Genomic DNA, 20,362 nt, shown 5'->3' with positions numbered 1-20,362 from the left:
CCTGATGGCCCGGGTTTATAGTGGCCGCCATGCCATTGCGATCCCGGGAGAGGACGATGAACAAGACACTGGGCGACAGCTTCCACTTCGAGCGAGCCGGATTGCGGCTCAAGAACCGGGCCGTGCTGGCCCCTTTGACCCACAACATGAGCGGCGCAGGCGGTGATCCCGGCCAGGCCGAGCTCGACTGGCTGGCGCGCTGCGCCCGTGGCGGCTTCGGCCTGCTCATCGCCGCCGCCACCCAGGTGCAGCCCGGCGGGCGCTGCTGGGCGGGGCAGCCTGCCCTGATGACGGACGCCCAGCAGCAGGCCTTCACGGCCCTGGCCGACAGTGCGCGGCAGGCCGGGGCGCTGGCGGTGGTGCAACTGCATCACGGCGGGATGCGGGCTCTGCCCGAGCTGAACGACGGGGTGCCGGTCGGCCCGTGCGCGCTGGCGTCGGGCGGGCGTTACCCCCTCGGGGTCAAGGGGCTGAGCGAGGCGGAGATTCTGACGCTCATTGACGCCTTTGTGAGCGCCGCCGAACGGGCCCATGGTGCCGGCCTGCACGGGGTCGAGCTGCACGCAGCCCACCACTTCCTGCTCTGCAACTTCCTCAACCCCCTGCACAACCGGCGCACCGACCGCTGGGGGGGCAGCCTCGCCAACCGGGCGCGGATCCTGGTGGAGATAGTGCGCGGCATTCGCGCCCGTCTACCCCGGGGCTTCCTGGTCGGGGTGCGTCTTTCCCCCGAGAGCTATGCCCATATCCAGGGCATCGAACTGGCCCATCAGCTGGCGGTGGCGCGCCTGCTGGCGGACGAGGGGATCGACTACCTGCACTTCTCCATGGGGGACAGCTTCAAGGCGGTGGCGGGGGATCCCGACGGCGGCGCCCTGCTGGAGGCGGTAAGGGGCGGGTTGGCCGGGCGGGTGCCGCTCATGGTGGCGGGCAAGATTAGCGACGCAGATTCGGCGGAGCGGGCTCTGGCCGGTGGCGCCGATCTGGTGGCGGTGGGCACGGCGGCCCTTGGCAATCCGGACTGGATGGAACGGGTGAGCCGCGGCCTGCCTCTGCATGCAGCCCCTTTCACGGCGGCGCACCTCACGGAGGTCGGCTTCACCCCAAGCGCCCTCGACTACCTGGCTGGCATGGGGGTGCTGGCCCCGCGCGATGCGGCCTGAGGGCTTTCATGAACGGGATGCGCTCGGCAGGCTGTTGAGCTGATGTGACAAGGCCCTCGTGAAGAGGGCCTTGTGCGTGTCAGGCGCCGAGAGGGAGCAGGTCGGCGTAGTCGTCGAGCGCCGGGAAGTGCTGGAAGGTGAGCGGCGGCATCTGGCTGTCGGGGTGACGGATGCCGAGCTGGTGGGCGATGCCGAACTCGGCCGAGGCGGCCAGGATCCGCTCGCTGTCATCCACGAAGAGGGTGCGGGCCGGGTCGAACGCCAGCCGCTCGGCCAGTGCCTGCCAGCAGTGCTGGCTCTCCTTCGACCACCCGAGCTCATGGGTGCTCACCATCAGATCGAGGTGCTGGGCGAGGCCGAGGCGTGCATCCTTCACCGACAGGCTGGCGGGATGGGCATTGGTGAAGAGCACCACCTGCTTGCCGGCGGCCTTGAGTGCGGCAAGGAAGGGAATGACGTTGGGGCGCCACTGGATCTTCTCCAGGATCTCCTGTTTGAGGGCGCGGATGTCGAGCCCGAGCGTCCGGGTCCAGTAATCCACGCAGTACCAGTCGAGGGTGCCGTTGACCGCATGATAGTGGGTGTCTATATGCGCCTTCGCCTCGGCCAGCGGCAGGCCGAGTCGCTCGGCGTAGCGCGCCGGCACCAGGGTTTGCCACAGATGGCTGTCAAAATGGAGATCGATCAGGGTGCCATCCATGTCGAGCAACACGGTATCAATCTGGTGCCAGGGCAGGGGAGTCGACATGGGGCCTCGCGATGTCTGTGGTGATGGGAAAAACGGGGCGCATTATAACGGATTTTTCAGACATCTTTCCCCTCTTTGCCCCGTGGTGTTCGGCAGGGGAGTCGTTTACTCTTGAAACACGATTTTTTAACGAGCAGTCAGCCCCCGATGAGCGATCCCCACAAGCGCAATCCCGTCCACCTCAGTGTCGAGACCATGGCCCATGACAAGAGCAAGCCGGAGATCCTCAAGGCCGAGATCGTGGCCGAGAGCCGGCTGTTCAAGGTGGAGTCCCTTCACCTGAAATTCTCCAACGGCGAGGAGCGGGTCTACGAGCGGATGCGCGGCGGCAACCGGGGGGCCGTCATGGTGGTGCCCCTGTTCGATGCCCACACCCTGCTGCTGGTGCGCGAGTACGCGGCGGGCACCCACTCCTACGAGCTGGGTTTCCCCAAGGGATTGATAGACCCCGGTGAAAATGCCTTCGAGGCGGGCAACCGGGAGCTGATGGAGGAGGCGGGCTTCGGGGCGAGCAGCCTGACCCTGCTCAAGCAGGTGTCGCTGGCGCCGGGGTATTTCTCCAGCCGGATGGACATCTTGCTGGCGCGGGATCTCTACCCCGAGCAGCGGGTCGGTGACGAGCCCGAGCCTCTTGAGGTGATCCCCTGGCCCCTCAACCGGATCGACGAGTTGCTGGCACGACCGGACTTCACCGAGTCGCGCAGCATCAGTGCCCTGCTGCTGGCCAGCAAATGGCTGGCGGAGCAGGGAAATTAGCCCGCAGAGGGTCTGTTTGGTAATCAGAGGCAGAGGTAAGCACCATGCAGGAGTTGTTGGCCTGGATACCCGAGGTCAAGGAGATCGCCCGTGAGGCGGGCAGGATCCTTCACGAGATCTATCGCGGCGGTCAGTTCGAACGCCAGTTGAAGGAGGATGCGACCCCGGTCACCAGTGCCGATCTTGCTGCCGATGCCTACCTCAAACAGGCGCTGGCAGCGCTCACTCCCCATGTCCCCGTGCTGACCGAAGAGGCGGCCGACATCCCCTTCAGCCAGCGTGCGAACTGGCGCCAGTACTGGCTGGTGGACCCGCTGGACGGCACTGGTGAGTTCATCGCAGGCAGCGGCGACTTCGCTACCCTGATCGCCCTGGTGCGGGACAATGTCCCGGTGCTCGGGGTCATCTACGCCCCCGAATCCGATCTGCTCTACTGGGCGGTGCGCGGTCACGGCGCCTTCAAGGAGGCGAACGGCGAGAGCCGTCCCATCAGCGCCATCCATCATGAACACGATCAGCCTGACTCCCTGGTGGTGGCCATCAGCCGCCGCCAGAAACTGGAGAACCTGACCCGTCGCCTCAACCCGGCCATCCACTACGAGCTGATCCCGCTCGGCTCCAGCTCCCTCAAGTCCTGCCTGGTGGCGGAAGGCGTGGCGGATTGCTACGTGCGCCTGGGCCCCACCGGGGAGTGGGATACCGCTGCCGCCCAGTGCATCGTGGAGGCGGCAGGGGGGCGCATCCTCAGCCTGGCGCTGCAACCGCTGAGCTACAACGAGACCGAGTCGCTGGAGAACCCGGACTTCATCGTGATGGGGGACCCGGATCTCGCCTGGGGACGCATTCTGGCCCACTGACGGGTCGACCAGCTCGCAGGGAATGCAATCAGGCGACCACAGGGTCGCCTGATTGCATTGGTGTGATCCACTGGCTGGTTACGGGGATTTTAGGGAGATTCGCTAGTGATGGCGATAACGGCAGTGGATCATCACATCCAATCTGGCTGCACTGGCATAAATTTCATTTAATTCTGAAAACATGCATTTCATCGAAACAAAAAATCGACGTCGGTTTTGATTTTGGTTTTATATTCCTAGCTTTCGGTTAATGTCAGGATTAATTGAATAATCCGGGGTGAAATTCCCTCCCAATCTCACTGGTGGAACAGGGCTTTGCCAGTGAGATCTGCCAGTCTCCATTTTTGAGAATTAAATGCTAAAGGAGCACAATGTTTTTAGATTTTAATACTACGTAGAAGTGATTTATCGATGAGTTTATCTGCAGACGTCTCGCGGGAGCTGTCCGGTTCCCCCTCCACCATGGCCAGCACCGGCTGGCGTCGCCACGACACCCATTGGGTCATCAGCCTGTTCGGCACCGCCGTCGGCGCCGGCATTCTGTTCCTGCCCATCAACCTGGGTCTGGGGGGGATCTGGCCCCTCGTCATCGTCGCCGTGCTGGCCGGTCCCATGACCTTCCTGGCCCACCGCGGGCTGGCGCGTTTCGTGCTCTCGTCGTCGCGCCCCCAGGCCGACTTCACCGAGGTGGCCGAGGAGCATTTCGGCAAGATGGCCGGGCGCCTCATCTCGGCGCTCTATTTCCTCTCCATCTTCCCGATCCTGCTCATCTACGGCGTCGGGCTGACCAACACGGTGGAGAGCTTCATGGTCAACCAGCTCGGCCTGGCCTCCCCGGATCGGGTGATGCTCTCCGGCGTGCTGGTGTTCGCCATGATCGCCGTGATGTTGGCCGGCGAGAAGGCGATGCTGCGGGCCTTCGCCGTCATGGTCTACCCGCTGGCGGCTATCCTGCTGGCCCTCTCCTGCTACCTCATTCCCCAGTGGCAGTGGCCGGAAGTGACCGCCTTTGAAGGCACGAGCTTCCTCAACACCGTCTGGCTGGCGCTGCCGGTCACCGTGTTCGCCTTCAGCCACGCCGCCGCCATCTCGGGCTTTGCCAACGTGCAGCGCCGGGAATACGGGGAGCAGGCCGAAACCAAGAGCGGCCTGATCCTGCGCAACACCACCGTCATGCTGGTGGGCTTCGTGCTCTTCTTCGTCTTCTCCTGCGTGCTGAGCCTCTCCCCGGCTCAGTTGGCCGAGGCCAAGGCCCAGAACGTCTCCGTGCTCTCCTATCTCGCCAACATCACCGACAACCCGGTGATCGTGACCCTGGGGCCGCTTATCGCCTTCATCGCCATCAGCTCCTCCTTCCTCGGCCACTTCCTCGGTGCCCGCGAGAGCCTGAAAAGCCTGATCGCCAAGCCCACCGGCCTGCCGCTGGCGAAGGCGGACAAGCTCGGCATCGCCCTGATGTTCTTCGCCATCTGGGGCGCCGCCATCATCAACCCGGGCATTCTGGGGTTGATGGAGACCCTCTCCGGCCCCGTCATCGCCATGATCCTCTTCATCATGCCGGTGGTGGCCATCTACAAGGTGGAGGCGCTGGCCCGCTTCCGTCACCGTTGGGTCAACGGCTTCATCCTGCTGACCGGTGCCCTGGCGGTCTCGGCCCTGCTGTTCAGCCTGCTGAAATAAGCCAGGCCGTCAGCATCAAACAAGAGAGGCGACCCCGGGGGTCGCCTCTCTTGCTTCTGTTCTCTGGTTGCCTTGCCGTGTCTCACCCCAGCTTGGCGCCGTTCTCCACCGCCTGCTCGGGGATGGCGATCACCACGGCGCCATCCGGGCGATAGAAGCCGGTCAGCAGAAACTCCGACTGGATGGGGCCTATCTGCTTGGGGGGAAAGTTCACCACGGCGACGATCTGGCGGCCCACCAGATCCTCCGGTCGATAGAGGTCGGTGATCTGGGCGCTGCTCTTGCGCACCCCGAGCTCGGGGCCGAAATCCGCCCACACCTTGTAGGCGGGGCGGCGCGCCTCGGGGAAGGGCTCGACCCGCACCAGGGTGCCCACCCTGAGCTCCACCATCTCGAAATCCTGCCAGCTTATGGTCTGCATCTTGGCTCCTCGTTGCCCATACCTTGCATGAGCCTCAGCATGCCTCGAATGCCCGGGGATTGTCTTCGGCAAAGAGCCGACTGATTACGGCAGGCAGCCGTTTTGCTGGCGCCAGAGGGAAGGGGTCAGTCCGGTCTCGGCCAGGAAGCGCTCGGCAAAGGCCCCCTGGTTCTGGTAGCCGCAGCGGCTGGCCACTTCGCCGACGGGCAGCCGGGTGCGGGCGAGCAGGGTGCGGGCCAGCGCCATGCGCCGCATCCTGAGGTAGTGGGAGACGCTCGTGCCCACCTGCTGGCGAAAGGCGTGTTTGAACTGGCTCAGGCCTAGGCAGGCGATGGCGGCGAGTTCCTCGTTGGTGAGGGGGTCTGCGAGGTGGGCTTCCATATGACGCTGCACCTTGGCGATACGAGGGGCTATGCGAGGAGCGACGGCGGGGCCCATGCTGCGTCCCTCGGTCAGCAGCCCGAGCCACACCTGATCCATGCCGGCCACGTGGCGCCCCTCGGCCACCATGCGGTGCAGGAAGGCGAGGTAGTGGCGCTGGGCCTCATCCAACTCGACGAAGGGGTGGTCCCCCAGGACGGCCGGCAGCCAGTGGCTCTCCTGCACCAGAAACACGTGCGCCGGGTCGGCGGCGTAGTCGTGGCGAAGGCCAGGGGCGATGATGCAGGCAAAACCGGGGGCGAGGCGACATCCCCGGCCCTGCACCTCGATCTCGAGGGGGCCGACGAGGGGGATCACCAGCTGGGCGTGGTCATGACTGTGGCTCTGCATGTCGCTCTGGTAGTGACGCAGGCTGAAGGGGGAGGCGGCAGATAAGCATGACGCGGCACCGGGCCGCGTCATTGAAAGGGATGCATCGTTTGCCATGGGCAGCCGCATTACTCGGCGTCGAAGTCTTCGATCTCTTTGCCAAGGGCTTCCATGATGGCGCGGGCCTCGGCGGGGACGCTGTCCGGGTGATCCTTGCGCAGATCGTCGTCACAGGGCAGCGGCTGGCCGGTGAAGGCGTGCAGGAAGGCTTCGCAGAGCAGCTCGCTGTTGGTCGCATGACGCAGGTTGTTCACCTGGCGACGGGTGCGCTCATCGGTCAACACCTTCAGCACCTTGAGCGGGATCGAGACGGTTATCTTCTTGACCTGTTCGCTCTTCTTGCCGTGCTCTGCATAGGGGCTGACGTAGTCGCCGTTCCACTCTGTACCCATGTTCCACCTGTAGTCGTTTGGCCGTGAGCGCGGATTTTAACCCTTAAGGAATTCAATGGCAATCCAACAGCAAAGCCATTTAGACGTCTAGAAGTGTTGACGGCTTTTTTAAGGTGGCGTAGTGTGGTGCACCATGGGCCGGCAGTCCGGCCTGCGAAAATGAGAGCGGGGCTGGACGACCCACGAGGCGGACCGGCTCCGGCAACCCATCAAGGAGAGTGACATGACCCACAAGGCCACCCTGGCGGTACGCACCGGGATTGAGACAGACACGCAGCACGGTGCCGTGGTGCCCCCCATCTACCTCTCCAGCAACTACACCTTTGCCGACTTTGGCGAGCCCCGTCAATACGACTATGCCCGCTCCGGCAACCCGACCCGCACCAATCTGGCGGACGCCCTGGCGGCCCTGGAAGGGGGGGCCGGCGCCGTGGTGACCGGCACCGGCATGGGGGCCGTTCATCTGGTGACCACGGCTCTGCTCAAGGCGGGGGATCTGCTGATCGCCCCCCACGACTGCTACGGCGGTACCTGGCGCCTGTTCGAGTATCTGGCGGCCAAGGGCCACTACCAGGTGCAGTTCGTGGATCAGGGAGACGAGGTGGCGCTGGCCGCCGCGCTGGCCCAGAAACCCGCACTGGTGTGGGTGGAGACCCCCTCCAACCCGCTGCTGCGGGTGGTGGACATCGCCGCCATCGCCGAGGCCTCCCACGGGGTGGGGGCCCAGGTGGTGGTGGACAACACCTTCCTCTCCCCCTTGCTGCAACAGCCCCTGGCCCTTGGTGCCGACGTGGTGGTCCACTCCACCACCAAGTACATCAACGGCCACTCCGACGTGGTAGGGGGTGTGGCGATCGCCAAGGATCAGGCTCTGGCCGACTCCCTGGTGTGGTGGGCTAACTGCCTGGGGCTCACCTCCGGTGCCTTTGACTCCTACCTCACCCTGCGGGGCCTGCGCACCCTGGCTCCGCGCCTGCGCACCCATCAGGAGAACACGGATCGCATCCTCGCCTTCTTGCAGCAGCAGCCGCTGGTCAAGCGGATCTATCACCCCAGCCTGCCGAGCCATCCGGGCCATGACATTGCGCGCCGTCAACAGTCCGGCTTTGGCGCCATGCTAAGTTTTGAGCTCGATTGCAACGAGACGGGGCTGCGCGCCTTCCTCGCGGGGCTGCGCCTCTTCTCGGTGGCGGAGTCCCTCGGCGGTGTGGAGAGTCTGGTGGCCCATCCGGCCAGCATGACCCACAGGGCCATGACCCCTGCGGCCCAGCAGGCGGCGGGTATCAGTGCCCAGTTGCTGCGCCTGTCGGTGGGGATCGAACACGGTGAGGATCTGGTGGCCGATCTGGCCCAGGGGTTTGAACAGGCGCAGTTGGCACAACAGGCAGAGCAGGTGAAGTAATGGAACAACAACAAGGAGAGTGTGTGGTGGCAACAGAGGCAGTCTTCAAGCGGCGCCATGTACACAAGTTCGGCGGCAGCAGCCTGGCGGATCCGGTCTGTTATCGCCGGGTCGCCAGCATCGTCGAGCAACAGGTGGGGGGCAACGAGCTGGTGGTGGTCTCCGCCGCGGGCAAGACCACCAACCGGCTGATCCAGCTGGTGGAGCTGGCGGAAGCGGGGGATGAGGCCGCAGGCGAAGCCATCACCGCCCTGCACGCCTATCAGCAGAGCCTGATCGACGGCCTGCTGGAAGGGGAGCTTCACCTCGATCTGAGTCAGCAACTGACGGACGACATGCAGCTGATCGCCAAGACCCTGGAGGGGCAGTTTGACCGCTTCGAGCGCAACGGCCTGCTCGCCTTTGGCGAGGTGTGGTCCGCCCGCCTGCTGGCTGCCCTGCTCACCAGCCGGGGTGAGGCGGCCGCCTGGCTCGATGCTCGCAGCTTCCTGCGCGCAGAAGACGGCGCCCTCATCAAGGTGGATACCGCCCTCTCCAGCGAGCTGCTCAAGGCCCGCCTGGCCGAGCACGCCGGTCGCATCGTGGTGACCGGCTTCATCGCCGCCGACATGGAGGGGCGTTCCCTGCTGCTGGGGCGCAACGGCTCCGACTACAGTGCCAGCCTCCTGGCGGCGCTGGCGGACGGCGAGTCCACCACCATCTGGAGCGACGTGGCCGGGGTCTACAGTGCCGACCCGCGCCGGGTGAAAGAGGCGCGTCTGCTGGAGCGCCTGAGCTTGGCCGAGGCCAACGAGCTGGCGCGCCTGGGCTCCTCGGTGCTGCATTCGCGTACCCTGCAGCCGGTGGCCGACAGCCGTCAGCGCCTAACCCTGCGCTGCAGCTACAATCCGGACGAAGGCTGCACCCACATCCTGCGCCGTGCGCCCCGCTCCGGCGGTGCCCGCATCGTCTCCTCGGTGGATCAGATAGCCCTCATCGAGCTCAAGGTGCTGCCGCAGACGGACTTTGAGCAGACAGTGGCGGCCATCGAGGCCCATCTGGCCCGCCATCGCCTCCATCCGCTCACCCTGCAGCGCCAGCCGGATCGGCGGGTGCTGCGTCTGGCCTACACCCTGGAGGTGGCACAAGGGGCCTTCGAGGTGCTGCGTGACTTCCAGTTGCAGGGCAACTTTACCGGCCTCATTCAGAAGGAGGGGTTCAGCCTGGTCGCCCTGGTGGGGGCCGGCGTCACCGACAACGCCGAGCAGTGCCACCGTTTCTACCAGCTGCTGGCGGATCAGCCTCTCGAGTTCGTGCAGGTGGCCAAAGACGGCCTGAGCCTGGTGGCCGTGCTGCGCCAGATCGTGCTGGAGCCGCTGCTCATCGCTCTGCACAGTGCCCTGTTCAGCCGCCCGACCCGGGTCGGGCTGGTGGTGTTCGGCAAGGGCAATATCGGTGGTCACTGGCTGGGGCTCTACGCCCGCGAGAAGGCGCGCCTCGAGCATGAGCTCAATCTGGCGCTCACCCTCTACGGGGTCTTCGACTCCAAGGGCGGGCTGCTGGACGAAGAGGGGCTGGATCCCCTCAAGGTACAGGACAACTTCCATCCCAAGCCGCTCATCTGGCCGGAGCTGCTCTCCCAGCTGGAGCAGCACAGTTTTGACTCCCTGATCGCGCTCGACATGACCGCCAGCGAGACGGTGAGCCGCTACTACCCGGACTTTGCCCAGCTCGGCATCCACATCATCGCCGCCAACAAGTTTGCCGGTGCCGCCGACAGCGAGTTTTACCAGCGCATCAAGCAGACTTGCCGCGACCACCAGGTGCAGTGGCGCTACAACGCCACCGTGGGGGCCGGGCTGCCCATCCAGTCCAGCATCCAGATGCTGCGCCAGAGCGGTGACCGCATCCAGGGGGTCTCCGGCATCTTCTCCGGCACCCTCTCCTGGCTGTTCCAGCAGTATGACGGCACTCGCCCCTTCTCCGAACTGGTGGACGAGGCGTGGCAACACGGCCTGACCGAGCCGGATCCCCGGGAGGATCTCTCCGGTCAGGATGTGCGCCGCAAGCTGCTCATTCTGGCGCGGGAGGCGGGCTTCGAGCTCGACTCCGCCGATATCGAGCTGGAGAATCTGGTGCCGGTGGTCCTGCGCAAGGTGACCGCCGATCAGTTCATGGACAGGCTCAAGGAGCTGGATGACCCTATCCAGACCGCCTTCGAGGGGGCGCGCCGGGTCGGCAAGGTGCTGCGTTATGTCGCCCGCTTCGAGCACGACGGCAAGGCCCGCGTCGGGCTGGAGGCGCTGGAGCCCCATCACCCGTTTGCCAACCTCTTGCCCTGCGACAACGTGTTCGCCATCGAGAGCGACAGCTATCGCACCAACCCCCTGGTGATCCAGGGGCCGGGAGCGGGCCGGGAAGTGACGGCCGCTGCCATCCAGTACGATCTGTGGCAGATCTGCGCCAGCCTCTGAGGCTGCGTGACACGATGCAATGAGAAGAGGCGCCCCAGGGCGCCTCTTCTGTTATCGGGTGGCGGAGTTACCAGAACAGCCGGCCCAGGAGGGGGGCGAGCAGCACAGTGGCCATGCCGGCGATCATCATTACCATGCTGGAGACCACCCCCTCCTCGTTGCCCATCTGATAGGCCCTGGCTGTCCCGGCCCCGTGAGCCGAGGCACCAAAGCCTGCGCCCTTGCCGAGGCGGCTGCGGATGGCGAGCACGGTGAGCACGCTTTCTCCCACCGCCATGCCGATGACGCCGGTCAGCACCACGAACAGGGCGGTGAGATCGGCGTTGCCACCCACGGAACGGGTCGCCTCCACCGCGAAGGGGGTGGTGATGGATCTCATGGCCATGCTGCGTTGCAACAGCTCGGAGAGGTTGAGCCAGCGGGCCAGCAGCACTGTGCTGCCCACCGCCATCACCACGGACGCCACGACCCCGACCGAGAGGGAGAGCCAGTGGCGGCGCATCAGCTGGCGATTCTCGTAGACGGGCACCGCGAAGGCGACGGTGGCGGGGCCCAGCAGCCAGAGCAGCCAGTGGGATTCGGCCATGTAGTCCCGGTAGGGAATGTGGAACAGCATCACCACGGCCACCAGCAGGGTGGGGGCCAGCAGCAGCGGCATCAGGGGCAGGATGCGCTTTTTGCCATAGAGCCACTTGCTGGCGTAGTAGAAGAGCAGGGTCAGGGCGAAGCAGAGCAGGCCGAGCAGGGTGTCAGACATGGCGGCGACTCCGGCGGGCCAGCTTCAGCTCGAGGCGATAGACCCTGTCCACCACCAGCGCCGTGGTGCCGAGCACCAGCACGGTGCTGACGATCAGGACTACCATGATGCGCCACCCCTCCTGCAGCAGCAGCTCCTGATAGTTGACCACGGCCACTACGGCAGGGACGAAGAAGAGCAGCATCTCCGCCAGCAGCCAGCGGGCCCCGGCACTGAACCACTGGGCCTTGACCACCCCGAGCAGGATGCAGACCAGCAGCAGCAACATGCCGGTGAGGTTGGCGGGCAGGGGCAGGTGCAAGGTGCGCACTGCGATGTCGGCCAGCAACCAGATGGCCGCCAGCAGGGCGATTTGGAAGGGGGTTTGCAACCAGCGAAGGCAGAGGGTTTTCATGGTAAGCGTCTTTCTGTGAACCTGCTCACAGTATAGAGAGGGACCAAACCTGCAAAAAATGAATTTAAATTATCAAAATCATGCCAAAGAGGCATGATTTAGCCAGCCATCCCCGTCAAGAGAGCACCATGGATATTCGAGCCCTGCGTTACTTCGTCGAGCTGGTGCGGGAGCAGAGCTTCACCCGCGCCTCCGAGAAGCTGTTCGTCACCCAGCCCACCATCAGCAAAATGATCCGCAACATGGAAGAGGAGCTGGGCCAGCCCCTGCTGAGCCGGGTCGGCCGCCGCTTCACCCTGACCGACAGCGGCCAGGTGCTGTTCACTCGGGCCCAGACCATCCTGGCGGAGATGCAGCAGCTGGAGGCGGAGCTGGCGGATCTGCAGAGCCTGCAATCCGGGCGTCTTGCCCTCGGCATCCCGCCCATGGTGGGTCATGTCTATGCGGATCTCATCCGTACCTATCGCAGCCGCTACCCCGGTGTGGAGCTCTCCATCGTCGAATATGGCGGGCGGCGCATCGAGCAGGCGGTGCTGGCGGGGGAGCTGGATCTCGCCATCACCATGCTGCCGACCAGGGAAGAGGGGGCTCTCTGCGCCCTGGATCTGGACAGTTACCCCATCCGGGTGGTGCTACCGGACCTGCCCCGCTGGCGCGAGGGTGGCGAGATCCGGCTGGAGGCTCTGCGGGACGAACCCTTCCTGCTCTATACCCAGGCCTTCACCCTGAGCGAGCGGCTGGAGCAGGCCTGCGAGCAAGCCGGGTTCGTGCCTCAGGTGGCGGCCCGCAGCAGCCAGTGGGACTTTCTCACCGCCATGGTACGAAGCGGTATGGGGGTCGCCTTCCTGCCGGAGCCCATCTGTCGGCGGCTGACGCCGGACGGCCTGGTGTTGCGCCCTCTGGCCCCGGCGCTGAGCTGGCGGCTCGGGGTGATCTGGCCAGGGGATCGCTACCTCTCCCGCACCGCCGAGGCCTGGCTTGCCCTGTGCCGCGAGCAGGGCTGAGGAGCGGGTCTGGGGTTAGGGGGTCCCCGGTGACGCCATGCCTGTGACGAAGCGGGCATAGGCTGCGGAGTGTCGCACCTCCTCAATCTCGTCCCACACCTGTTGGCTGAGATCGGGGTGGGCTTGATGGAAGGGGTGGGAGAAGATGAGGTAGTAGGGTTTTTCGACCAGGGGAGGGGTGATCCGCTCGAGTGTGGCCTGCAACTGCGGGTGGGCGGCCAGGGTCCGTTCTGCGACCCCGGTTTGCATGGCGGCGGCAACGGCGCGCTGCATCGCGACCTTCTTGAGCAGGATCAGTGGTTCCCTGCTGGAGTCATCCACCCTGACACCGCTCTCCCGCAGTTGGGCGACGATGGAGAAACCGGACTGCGCCGCAATGACGCCAGGGGCGACGAGCTGCCGGCCATCCCAGCGAACCTGTCCGCCTTTTGGCTGGTAGAGGCTGTAGCTCTCGGTGAGCAGGCGCTTGGCGGGATCAGGTGCTCCGTGTCGCATGGGGTAGACCCCTATGGTGCGAGCACGCTCTTCGCTGTAGCTCAGCTTGACGGCGGCATCGAGCTGGCCCTGGCTGACGAGGGAGAGGCAGCGTTTCCAGGGCAGGGGGGTGAGAATGATGGGATGCCCGATCCGGTTTGCCACCTCCTTGAGGTGGAACTGCACTATCCCCTCGCCGGACATCAGCAACCAGGGAGGCGAATCGCTGTTCTCCATGCAGGCACGAATGCTGCCGGGGGCGGCCATGACGCAGGTCGGCAGCAACCAGAACAGCAGCGCCAGGCAGAGAGTGCGCAAGGGGAGCCTGCCTGACAGGGGAGAACCGGCGAGCCAGTCAGGGAGCGATGCCAAAGTCATCCCTCATCGGGTCATAGAGATAGGCGCGGTAGTCGGTGCTCTCGTCGGGCAACTGCGGGTTGGTCAGCCGGAAGATCTGGCGTGAATCGAGCCGGGCAAAGACCAGGGAAGGCTGGAAATGATGGCGCCAGAGGCGCTGCAGGGAGCCATCTTTCCAGGCCAGTTGCAGGCCGCGCAAAAGGCGCTCGCGCTCCTTGCTGTAGGTGGCGTGGCTATAGAGGGAGTGGATGAGCGGATAGAAGAGGGCGACATGGCTATCCACGGTCAGCCCCGGCAGGCCGGGTCTGTGGATTTTCCACTCGCTCAATATCTCGTTGGCACCACGGCAGAAGAGATCGATCCGGCCACGGGCCACCAGGCGAAACAGTGACTCATAGTTATCCACCTCCTGCACCCTGAAGCCGTTGTAGCGAAGGATGTCGGCATCCCGCCAGCCGGTGCCCACCCCTTGCGTGAACTGCTGCAACTGGGACAGGGTGTGAACCCCGGCCAGGGCCTGGGCACGGGCGCTGCCGACAAAACAGACCCGGTAGCCGAGCACGCCCAGATCGATGGGGAAGGGGACCAGGCTGACGCCGGGTTGAGGGATCTCCTGGGGCCAGCTGTCGACGATGAAGAGGGCATTCTTGCCCGGCGTTTGCACTTCGAGCCGCATCCTCGCCTTGTTCATCCTGATGGCGTCGAGCAGTTCATAGTCGCCGTACTCAGGACGTGTTTTCTCCAGCGCCAGCCGCATCGCCGCCCGGTAATAATTCATGCGGACATCCTGTTGGGTTTCCCCGGTGATCAGGATGAAGCGGGTGGCCGCCATCGTGAGGGACGGGAGGGAGAGGGCGAGCAAAAGGAGCAGGATTCGATGCATCTTGACCGGGTTCGGCAACGGGATTGTGCCCAGTATAGACGGGCCATTCCCGTCGACACAGCGCTATCAGGCTCTGGCAGATCTGACCTCTTGAGAAGGGGGTCATGCGGATTTCATCAAGAGACCCAGGCGACGACAGAGTTGGCGCAGCGTCTGGTTGTCGAGGCAGCCGAAGCCGAGCAGCCACCCCTCCAGTGTCGGCGGGCCCAGGTAGAACTGGCCCAGATGGCGCAGCCCCAACCCGCAGGTATTGGCGGCATTGGTCCAGCGCGCCTCGCCACCGGGGGGCAGCAGCACGGCGCACTGCAGGCCGGCGCCGCTGTGGATGGGGGTGAGCCCCGGGCAGTGCTCGGCCAGTTCAGCCAGCAGCAGATCCCGTCTGCTCTGGTAGAGGAGGCGGCTCTGGCGCAGGTGGGTGGCGAAGTGCCCGCCCCGGATGAAGTCTGCCGTGACCGCTTGCTGCAACTGGTTGCTGTGGCCGTCGACGGCGGCCCTGGCGCGGCAGAAGGAGTCCATCAGCGGCCTGGGCAGCACCAGGTAGGCGAGGCGCAGCGAGCCGAACAGCACCTTGCTGAAGGTGCCCACATAGATCACCCGCCCCTGGCCGTCGAGCCCCTGCAGGGCGGGCAGGGGGCGCTGATCATACTGGTACTCCCCGTCGTAATCGTCCTCCAGGATCCAGGCGCCGTGACGCTCTGCCTCGGCCAACAGCGCCATGCGGCGGGGCAGGCTCATGGGGACGCCAAGGGGATACTGGTGTGCCGGGGTGCAGTAGATGAGGCGCGGTGCAGGATGATCCCCATGAGGGTTGAGCCCCTCTTCATCCACCGGCACCGGATGCACCCGGGCACCGGCGCTCTCCATGGCGGTGCGAGCCCCGGGATAACCGGGGTCTTCCACCCAGACGGTGTCACCGGCATCGATGAGCAACTGGGTCGCCAGCAGGATCCCCTGCTGGGAGCTGGTGAGGATCAGGATCTGATCCGGCTCGCACACCACGCCGCGGGACTGCACCAGATAGCTGCTGATGGCGGCGCGAAGTTCCCCAAGCCCCTGGGGATCCCCGTAGTTCATCCAGTCGCTGGCGCGCTGGCGCCACTGTTGCTGCATCAGCCGACCCCAGAGTGCCTGGGGGAAGAGACGGGGATCCGGCTGGCTGGAAGCAAAGGTGGTGCCCACCTCGGGCACGTCGTGACAGGCGCCACCCAGGGCCATCTCCTGGCCGCGGCGGGAGAGGCCAGCCGCTGACTGGGGCGGGCGCGGCGCGGGGCGCACCGCCGCCAGGGCGACAAAGCTGCCGGCGCCCACCTTGCGCACCAGATACCCCTCCGCCTCGAGCCGGCCATAGGCCAGTTCCACCGTGCTGCGAGAGATCCCGAGATCCCGGGCCAGGAGACGGCTGGCGGGCAGGCGGCTGTGCAGGGGCAGGTGGCCCGCCAGGATAGCCTCGCGCAGGGTACGCACCAGTTGTTCGTGCAGGGGCAGATCCCCTTGTTGCTGGCTGGCGAAGAGCGTTGGCAGAACGGTCATGATGCGCTCCCGTTGGCTCGGGGGTTGCGCCCCTTTCGAGGCAGGGATCCTGCCCGCAGGGCATGGCGCGGCTGTGGGGCTGGCGACCGACGGGCAGAGCGGGTGGGGTGGATGGTCATGGTGGCGGCTCGATGAAATTGGTCTGCCCATATTGGCAAAATTGGTCGGCGTGGCAAGGCCATTTTGTCGCTACATTGGTGGTCACAGGGTGGCGCCAGCGGGCGGCACGGATTGGCAACACAAGGAGTCTGCATGTCGGAATACAGTGCCACCATCAGTTGGCAGCGGGGGGAGCATGAGCCCTTCGTCGATCAGCGTTACAGCCGGGCCCATGAGTGGGCGTTTGATGGCGGGGTCAGGGTGCCGGCCTCCTCCTCTCCCCATGTGGTGCCGCTGCCTTACTCGGTGGCGGAACATGTGGACCCGGAAGAGGCGTTTGTGGCGGCCCTCTCCAGTTGCCACATGCTCACCTTCCTCTGGCTGGCGGCGAAGGCGGGCTATCGGGTAGAGAGCTACCGGGACGACGCGGTCGGCATCATGGCGAAAAACGGGCAAGGTCGCCTCGCCATGACCCGGGTCACCCTGCGTCCCAGGGTGATCTTCGGGGGAGAGCGGGAGCCCGCCCTGGCGGATCTGGAGCAGTTGCACCACCAGGCCCATGAGGAGTGCTTCATCGCCAACTCGGTCAACACCGTCGTCACCACAGAGATCGTCATCTAGTCATCAGGAGCGTTCAGGATGAGTCATGTATTGAGCACAGGGGTGGCAGGGGCCGCCGAAGCCAGCGCCTTTTTCGAGGCCCAACTGAAGTTTCGTACCGATCCGGCGGATCTGGCCGCCGATCTGCTGGCCGGGGCGGCGGGGATCGTGGTCATCGATACCCGCTCCCCCGCACACTATGCCGAGGGGCACATTCCCGGCGCCATCTCCTTCCCCCACAGGACCATGACGGCGTCGACCACGGCGTTACTGGACCGGAACCTGGTGTATGTCTGCTATTGCGACGGCATCGGCTGCAACGGTTCGACCCAGGGGGCCTACAAGCTGGCGTCCCTCGGGTTTGAGGTCAAGGAGTTGATAGGGGGTCTGCACTGGTGGCGTCAGGACGGTTTCGCCGTCGCCACGGGCAGTGAGCCCGGAGTGCTGCTGGAAGGGGGAATTGCCTGTGCCTGTTGAACGTTGCAATGAGAGGGGCGACGCCTCCCTGTCCGGCGCCGCCCTTTTCAACGACTTTGGGCAGCCTCTGGGGCGTGCGCTGCCAGAATGGCGCGGCGCCGAGTTCCCTCCCCACCGCGCCCTGCATGGCTGGGGCTGTCGTCTCGAGCCCCTTGATCCCGAGCGCCACCTGGGGGATCTGTGGCAGGCATTCAGTGCCGACAGCGGGGCCATGTGGACTTACCTGACCAGCGGCCCTTTCGCGGACGAGGCCGCCATGGGGGTCTGGCTGCGGGAGGTCGCCACCAAGCGGGATCCCCAGTTCTACGGCATCATCGACGAGGGGAGCGGACGGGCGCTGGGACTGGCGAGCTACCTGCGCATCGATCCCCTGGCGGGCAGCATCGAGGTGGGCTGGCTGCACTTCTCCCCCGCCATGCAACAGTCACGGCTGGCGACGGCGGCCATGGTGTTGATGATGGCCAATGCCTTTGCTCTGGGATACCGGCGCTACGAGTGGAAGTGCAATGCCCTGAACCTGCCTTCGCGCCAGGCGGCCCTGCGCCTGGGCTTTCACTATGAGGGGACCTTCCGTCAGGCGCGGGTGGACAAGGGACACAACCGGGATACGGCCTGGTTCTCCGTCATCGACAGCGAGTGGCCCGCCCTGAAAGGGTGCTTCGAGCGCTGGCTGGAGGACGGCAACTTCGACCATGCCGGGCGTCAGCGTCGCCGACTCTCCGAACTGACCGCCGCCTGCCGCTCTGGGGCGTGCTGAGGGCGACAGATCACCCGCGGGGACGGGGCGGTTTCCGGTCGGGTTCCTTGGGCGCTTCGCCCGCAAGGCGCCAGATCCGGTATCCAGACGCAAGAGGCGCCAGTCATGGCGCCTCTTTTGTTTGTTCAGTCGTGGTGATCGCCGATGGGGGCCGCAATCCAGTTCATCAGCCGGACCATGTCCCCGGGGGCCACGCCGACCGAGAGCCCCCGCTTGCCACCGCTCACCAGGATCTCGTCGAAGGCCATGGCGGAGTCGTCCAGCACGGTGGGCAGCAGCTTCTTCTGGGCCAGAGGACTGATGCCGCCCACCTTGTAGCCGGTCAGCTTTTCGGCTTCCGCCGGCTTCATCATCTCCACCTTCTTGAGCCCGGTGGCCTTGGCGAGCTGCTTGAGGCTGCACATGCCCGAGGAGGGCACGATGGCCACCACCGCCTGCTTGTCGTGATGGGCGAGCAGGGTCTTGAACACCTGCGCCTCGGGCAGACCCAGCTGGGTAGCGGCATGCTTGCCGAAGTCGTCGTGGGCTTCACACTCGTAGGGGTAGAGCCTGTGGGGGATCTTGAGCTTTTTCAGCAAGTTGATGGCGGGTGTCATGGGGTCTCCTCGAACCGTGGCAAGGCCAGACAGTCTGCGCTCGGGAGCCGGATGTGGCAAGAACCAGTCTTCACACCCAATCGGGGCCTGTGTTAGCGTAACCGGGTGCCGGATCCTATGATTTGGGCACTTGTCCCCGCATTCCAATGCAATGCGCCGGCGATCGAAAGGAATCGTAGCCATGAATACCACAGCACTTTGCGCTCGCGATATCGACGCGATGGATCGATATGAGACCCTTGCCAGGCTGACCGCCCTTGATCGGGCCTATGGCATGGTCGAGTTCGATCTCGATGGTCGCATGGTGTCGGTCAACCCCCTGTTTTGCGACATGCTGGGCTATCCCCCCGAAGCGCTGGTGGGCCAGTCCCATCTCATGCTGTTGCCGCCGGATCTGCAGGCGGAGCATGATCTCTTCTGGCAGAAGGTATTGGGTGGCGAGATCCAGTCGGGGGAGTTTCGCCGGGTCAGGCAAGGTGGCAGCCCCCTCTGGCTCCATGCCACCTACATGCCCGTGAGCGACGAGGCAGGCACCCTGCTGGGGGTGGTCAAGCTGGCGCACGACATTACCTCGGCTGTGATGGCCAAGCAGCGGGTCGAGCAGCAGAGCCAGCTGTTTGACATCGTGGTGGCCGCGCACCAGAGTTTTCTGCTCGATCGCAATCTCGGCTCCGCCTGCGACACCGTCTTCGAGCGGCTGCTGAGCGTGAGCGAGAGCTCCTATGGTTTCATCGGCATCATCCAGTACGAGGATGGTTGCCCCAGTCTCTATGTCCCCTCCATCTCCAATGTCTCCTGGGACGAGGCGACCCACGCCTGGTATGAGCAGCAGCGCCAGAGTCGGGGCGGGCTCATCTTCAGCAAGCTCGACAACCTGTTTGGGCACGTGGTGACCCACAATACCCTGGTGTGCTGCAACGATCTGCCGAGCCATCCAGCCAGTCGCGGTGTCTCCCCCCGTGGTCATCCACACCTGGAGAGCTTCCTCGGCATTCCCATCCGCCACAAGGGGGAGGCGATCGGCATGATCGCTCTGGCCAACCGCCCGGGCGGCTTTGACGAGACCCATGTCAGCCTGCTCGAGCCCCTCACCACGGCCCTTGGCACCCTTATCCACGCCCGCAACCTGGAGGACGAGCGCAGCCGCATGGAGCGGGTGCTGCGCTTCAACGCCGAGCACGACTTCTTGACCAAGCTGCCCAACCGCAGCAGCTTCTTCCAGCAGGCCAACGTGCTGCTGGATCACGTCCAGCACCATCCCGCCGAAGGGGAGGCCTGTTGCCTGGCCTTGATAGATATCGACTTCTTCAAGCAAATCAATGATGTATATGGACACCTTGCCGGAGATGCCGTGTTGGCGTCGCTGGCGGGGCTGCTGATGCAGGCGGTACGCAGCAAGGATCTGGTGGCGCGCTTTGGCGGGGAGGAGTTCATCCTGCTGCTGCGGGGCACGACTCTGGAGGAGGCCCACACCATCATGGAGCGCATCCGGCGCCAGGTGGAGCAGCACACCTTCCTGTACCAGCACCAGGCGATCACCGTCACCATCAGCGTGGGGCTCACGCCCTATCAGATGAGTTACAGGCGCATGGATGACTGGCTTCAGTGCGTGGACCAGCGACTTTACGAGGCAAAACGTCGGGGTCGCAACCAGGTCTCCTAATGAGAGGCCATATCGCGAAATAAAACAGGGCGCCATCATGGCGCCCTGTTTGTTGTGGATGTTTTTTTCCCCTTAGAGGGGGCTGTGCT

The 20,362-nt window shown here is 65.0% G+C and carries 21 protein-coding genes; 11 read left to right on the top strand and 10 right to left on the bottom strand.

Annotated features, from left to right (window positions below):
* Nucleotides 1-56 precede the first annotated feature (56 nt).
* Nucleotides 57-1,163 (top strand): NADH:flavin oxidoreductase, encoded by a 1,107-nt coding sequence (locus PG879_RS03360; protein ID WP_270829738.1) that lies wholly within the window; start codon nt 57-59, stop codon nt 1,161-1,163.
* A gap of 79 nt (nt 1,164-1,242) precedes the next feature.
* On the opposite strand, the gene yrfG is transcribed toward PG879_RS03360, so the two are convergent.
* A complete protein-coding gene (gene yrfG, locus PG879_RS03355) occupies nt 1,243-1,911 on the bottom strand; it encodes a GMP/IMP nucleotidase (RefSeq protein WP_270829737.1) in 669 nt (222 codons plus the stop codon).
* Between the two features lie 147 nt (nt 1,912-2,058).
* On the opposite strand from yrfG, the gene nudE reads away from it, so the two are divergent.
* The 3 genes from nudE (at nt 2,059) to PG879_RS03340 (ending at nt 5,204) form a co-directional block, all read left to right on the top strand.
* Nucleotides 2,059-2,667 (top strand): ADP compounds hydrolase NudE, encoded by a 609-nt coding sequence (nudE, locus tag PG879_RS03350; protein ID WP_039040577.1) that lies wholly within the window; start codon nt 2,059-2,061, stop codon nt 2,665-2,667.
* 44 nt (nt 2,668-2,711) lie between these two features.
* On the top strand, nt 2,712-3,524 hold the full coding sequence (gene cysQ / locus PG879_RS03345) for a 3'(2'),5'-bisphosphate nucleotidase CysQ (protein ID WP_010675709.1): 813 nt from the start codon (nt 2,712-2,714) through the stop codon (nt 3,522-3,524).
* A gap of 411 nt (nt 3,525-3,935) precedes the next feature.
* Nucleotides 3,936-5,204, top strand: a complete 1,269-nt coding sequence (locus PG879_RS03340) for an aromatic amino acid transport family protein (protein WP_124812922.1) — start codon at nt 3,936-3,938, stop codon at nt 5,202-5,204.
* An 82-nt stretch (nt 5,205-5,286) separates the two neighbouring features.
* On the opposite strand, the gene PG879_RS03335 is transcribed toward PG879_RS03340, so the two are convergent.
* From PG879_RS03335 to metJ, 3 genes are all read right to left on the bottom strand, one after another.
* The gene (locus tag PG879_RS03335) at nt 5,287-5,625 is read right to left on the bottom strand and encodes a tRNA-binding protein (protein WP_010675707.1); all 339 of its coding nucleotides are present in this window, start codon (nt 5,623-5,625) and stop codon (nt 5,287-5,289) included.
* Nucleotides 5,626-5,709: 84 nt separating this feature from the next.
* Complete coding sequence (locus PG879_RS03330) at nt 5,710-6,468, bottom strand: AraC family transcriptional regulator (RefSeq protein ID WP_270829796.1); 759 nt, start codon at nt 6,466-6,468, stop codon at nt 5,710-5,712.
* Nucleotides 6,469-6,503: 35 nt separating this feature from the next.
* On the bottom strand, nt 6,504-6,827 hold the full coding sequence (metJ, locus tag PG879_RS03325; RefSeq protein WP_005327165.1) for a met regulon transcriptional regulator MetJ: 324 nt from the start codon (nt 6,825-6,827) through the stop codon (nt 6,504-6,506).
* 223 nt (nt 6,828-7,050) lie between these two features.
* Here metJ and metB point away from each other — a divergent pair, with 223 nt between their 5' ends.
* Both metB and PG879_RS03315 read left to right on the top strand, forming a co-directional pair.
* Nucleotides 7,051-8,229 (top strand): cystathionine gamma-synthase, encoded by a 1,179-nt coding sequence (gene metB, locus PG879_RS03320; RefSeq protein WP_010675705.1) that lies wholly within the window; start codon nt 7,051-7,053, stop codon nt 8,227-8,229.
* Nucleotides 8,229-10,682, top strand: a complete 2,454-nt coding sequence (locus tag PG879_RS03315) for a bifunctional aspartate kinase/homoserine dehydrogenase II (RefSeq protein ID WP_270829735.1) — start codon at nt 8,229-8,231, stop codon at nt 10,680-10,682. The genes metB and PG879_RS03315 overlap by 1 nt, the downstream gene beginning before the upstream one ends.
* A 67-nt stretch (nt 10,683-10,749) precedes the next feature.
* On the opposite strand, the gene PG879_RS03310 is transcribed toward PG879_RS03315, so the two are convergent.
* Nucleotides 10,750-11,439, bottom strand: a complete 690-nt coding sequence (locus tag PG879_RS03310; protein ID WP_010675703.1) for an LrgB family protein — start codon at nt 11,437-11,439, stop codon at nt 10,750-10,752.
* Nucleotides 11,432-11,833, bottom strand: a complete 402-nt coding sequence (locus PG879_RS03305; RefSeq protein ID WP_039040574.1) for a CidA/LrgA family protein — start codon at nt 11,831-11,833, stop codon at nt 11,432-11,434. The genes PG879_RS03310 and PG879_RS03305 overlap by 8 nt, the downstream gene beginning before the upstream one ends.
* Before the next feature lie 128 nt (nt 11,834-11,961).
* Here PG879_RS03305 and PG879_RS03300 point away from each other — a divergent pair, with 128 nt between their 5' ends.
* The gene (locus PG879_RS03300) at nt 11,962-12,837 is read left to right on the top strand and encodes a LysR family transcriptional regulator (protein WP_042880749.1); all 876 of its coding nucleotides are present in this window, start codon (nt 11,962-11,964) and stop codon (nt 12,835-12,837) included.
* A gap of 15 nt (nt 12,838-12,852) precedes the next feature.
* On the opposite strand, the gene PG879_RS03295 is transcribed toward PG879_RS03300, so the two are convergent.
* The 3 genes from PG879_RS03295 to pdxR form a co-directional block, all read right to left on the bottom strand.
* A complete protein-coding gene (locus PG879_RS03295; RefSeq protein WP_270829734.1) occupies nt 12,853-13,683 on the bottom strand; it encodes a substrate-binding periplasmic protein in 831 nt (276 codons plus the stop codon).
* A complete protein-coding gene (locus PG879_RS03290) occupies nt 13,667-14,500 on the bottom strand; it encodes a hypothetical protein (protein WP_270829795.1) in 834 nt (277 codons plus the stop codon). The genes PG879_RS03295 and PG879_RS03290 overlap by 17 nt, the downstream gene beginning before the upstream one ends.
* A 153-nt stretch (nt 14,501-14,653) precedes the next feature.
* Nucleotides 14,654-16,081 carry a MocR-like pyridoxine biosynthesis transcription factor PdxR gene (pdxR, locus tag PG879_RS03285; protein WP_039040572.1) on the bottom strand — a complete coding sequence of 476 codons (1,428 nt, stop codon included), beginning with the start codon at nt 16,079-16,081 and terminating at the stop codon, nt 14,654-14,656.
* Between the two features lie 252 nt (nt 16,082-16,333).
* On the opposite strand from pdxR, the gene PG879_RS03280 reads away from it, so the two are divergent.
* The 3 genes from PG879_RS03280 to PG879_RS03270 are packed head-to-tail and all read left to right on the top strand — an operon-like array spanning nt 16,334 to nt 18,014.
* Nucleotides 16,334-16,801, top strand: a complete 468-nt coding sequence (locus PG879_RS03280) for an OsmC family protein (protein ID WP_042014799.1) — start codon at nt 16,334-16,336, stop codon at nt 16,799-16,801.
* 18 nt (nt 16,802-16,819) lie between these two features.
* On the top strand, nt 16,820-17,257 hold the full coding sequence (locus tag PG879_RS03275; RefSeq protein WP_042864918.1) for a rhodanese-like domain-containing protein: 438 nt from the start codon (nt 16,820-16,822) through the stop codon (nt 17,255-17,257).
* Nucleotides 17,258-17,285: 28 nt separating this feature from the next.
* The gene (locus PG879_RS03270) at nt 17,286-18,014 is read left to right on the top strand and encodes a GNAT family N-acetyltransferase (protein ID WP_202016258.1); all 729 of its coding nucleotides are present in this window, start codon (nt 17,286-17,288) and stop codon (nt 18,012-18,014) included.
* Nucleotides 18,015-18,139: 125 nt separating this feature from the next.
* Here PG879_RS03270 and ybaK read toward each other — a convergent pair whose 3' ends face one another.
* Nucleotides 18,140-18,610 (bottom strand): Cys-tRNA(Pro) deacylase, encoded by a 471-nt coding sequence (gene ybaK / locus PG879_RS03265; protein ID WP_010675694.1) that lies wholly within the window; start codon nt 18,608-18,610, stop codon nt 18,140-18,142.
* A 181-nt stretch (nt 18,611-18,791) separates the two neighbouring features.
* On the opposite strand from ybaK, the gene PG879_RS03260 reads away from it, so the two are divergent.
* Nucleotides 18,792-20,273 (top strand): GGDEF domain-containing protein, encoded by a 1,482-nt coding sequence (locus PG879_RS03260; RefSeq protein ID WP_010675693.1) that lies wholly within the window; start codon nt 18,792-18,794, stop codon nt 20,271-20,273.
* Nucleotides 20,274-20,362: the final 89 nt, after the last annotated feature.

The sequence above is a fragment of the Aeromonas sp. QDB63 genome, assembly GCF_027707425.1.
Classification (GTDB): Bacteria; Pseudomonadota; Gammaproteobacteria; order Enterobacterales; family Aeromonadaceae; genus Aeromonas; species Aeromonas caviae.
The sequence above is the reverse complement of the archived record's forward strand: the minus strand, read 5'-3'. Positions and strand labels throughout refer to the sequence as shown.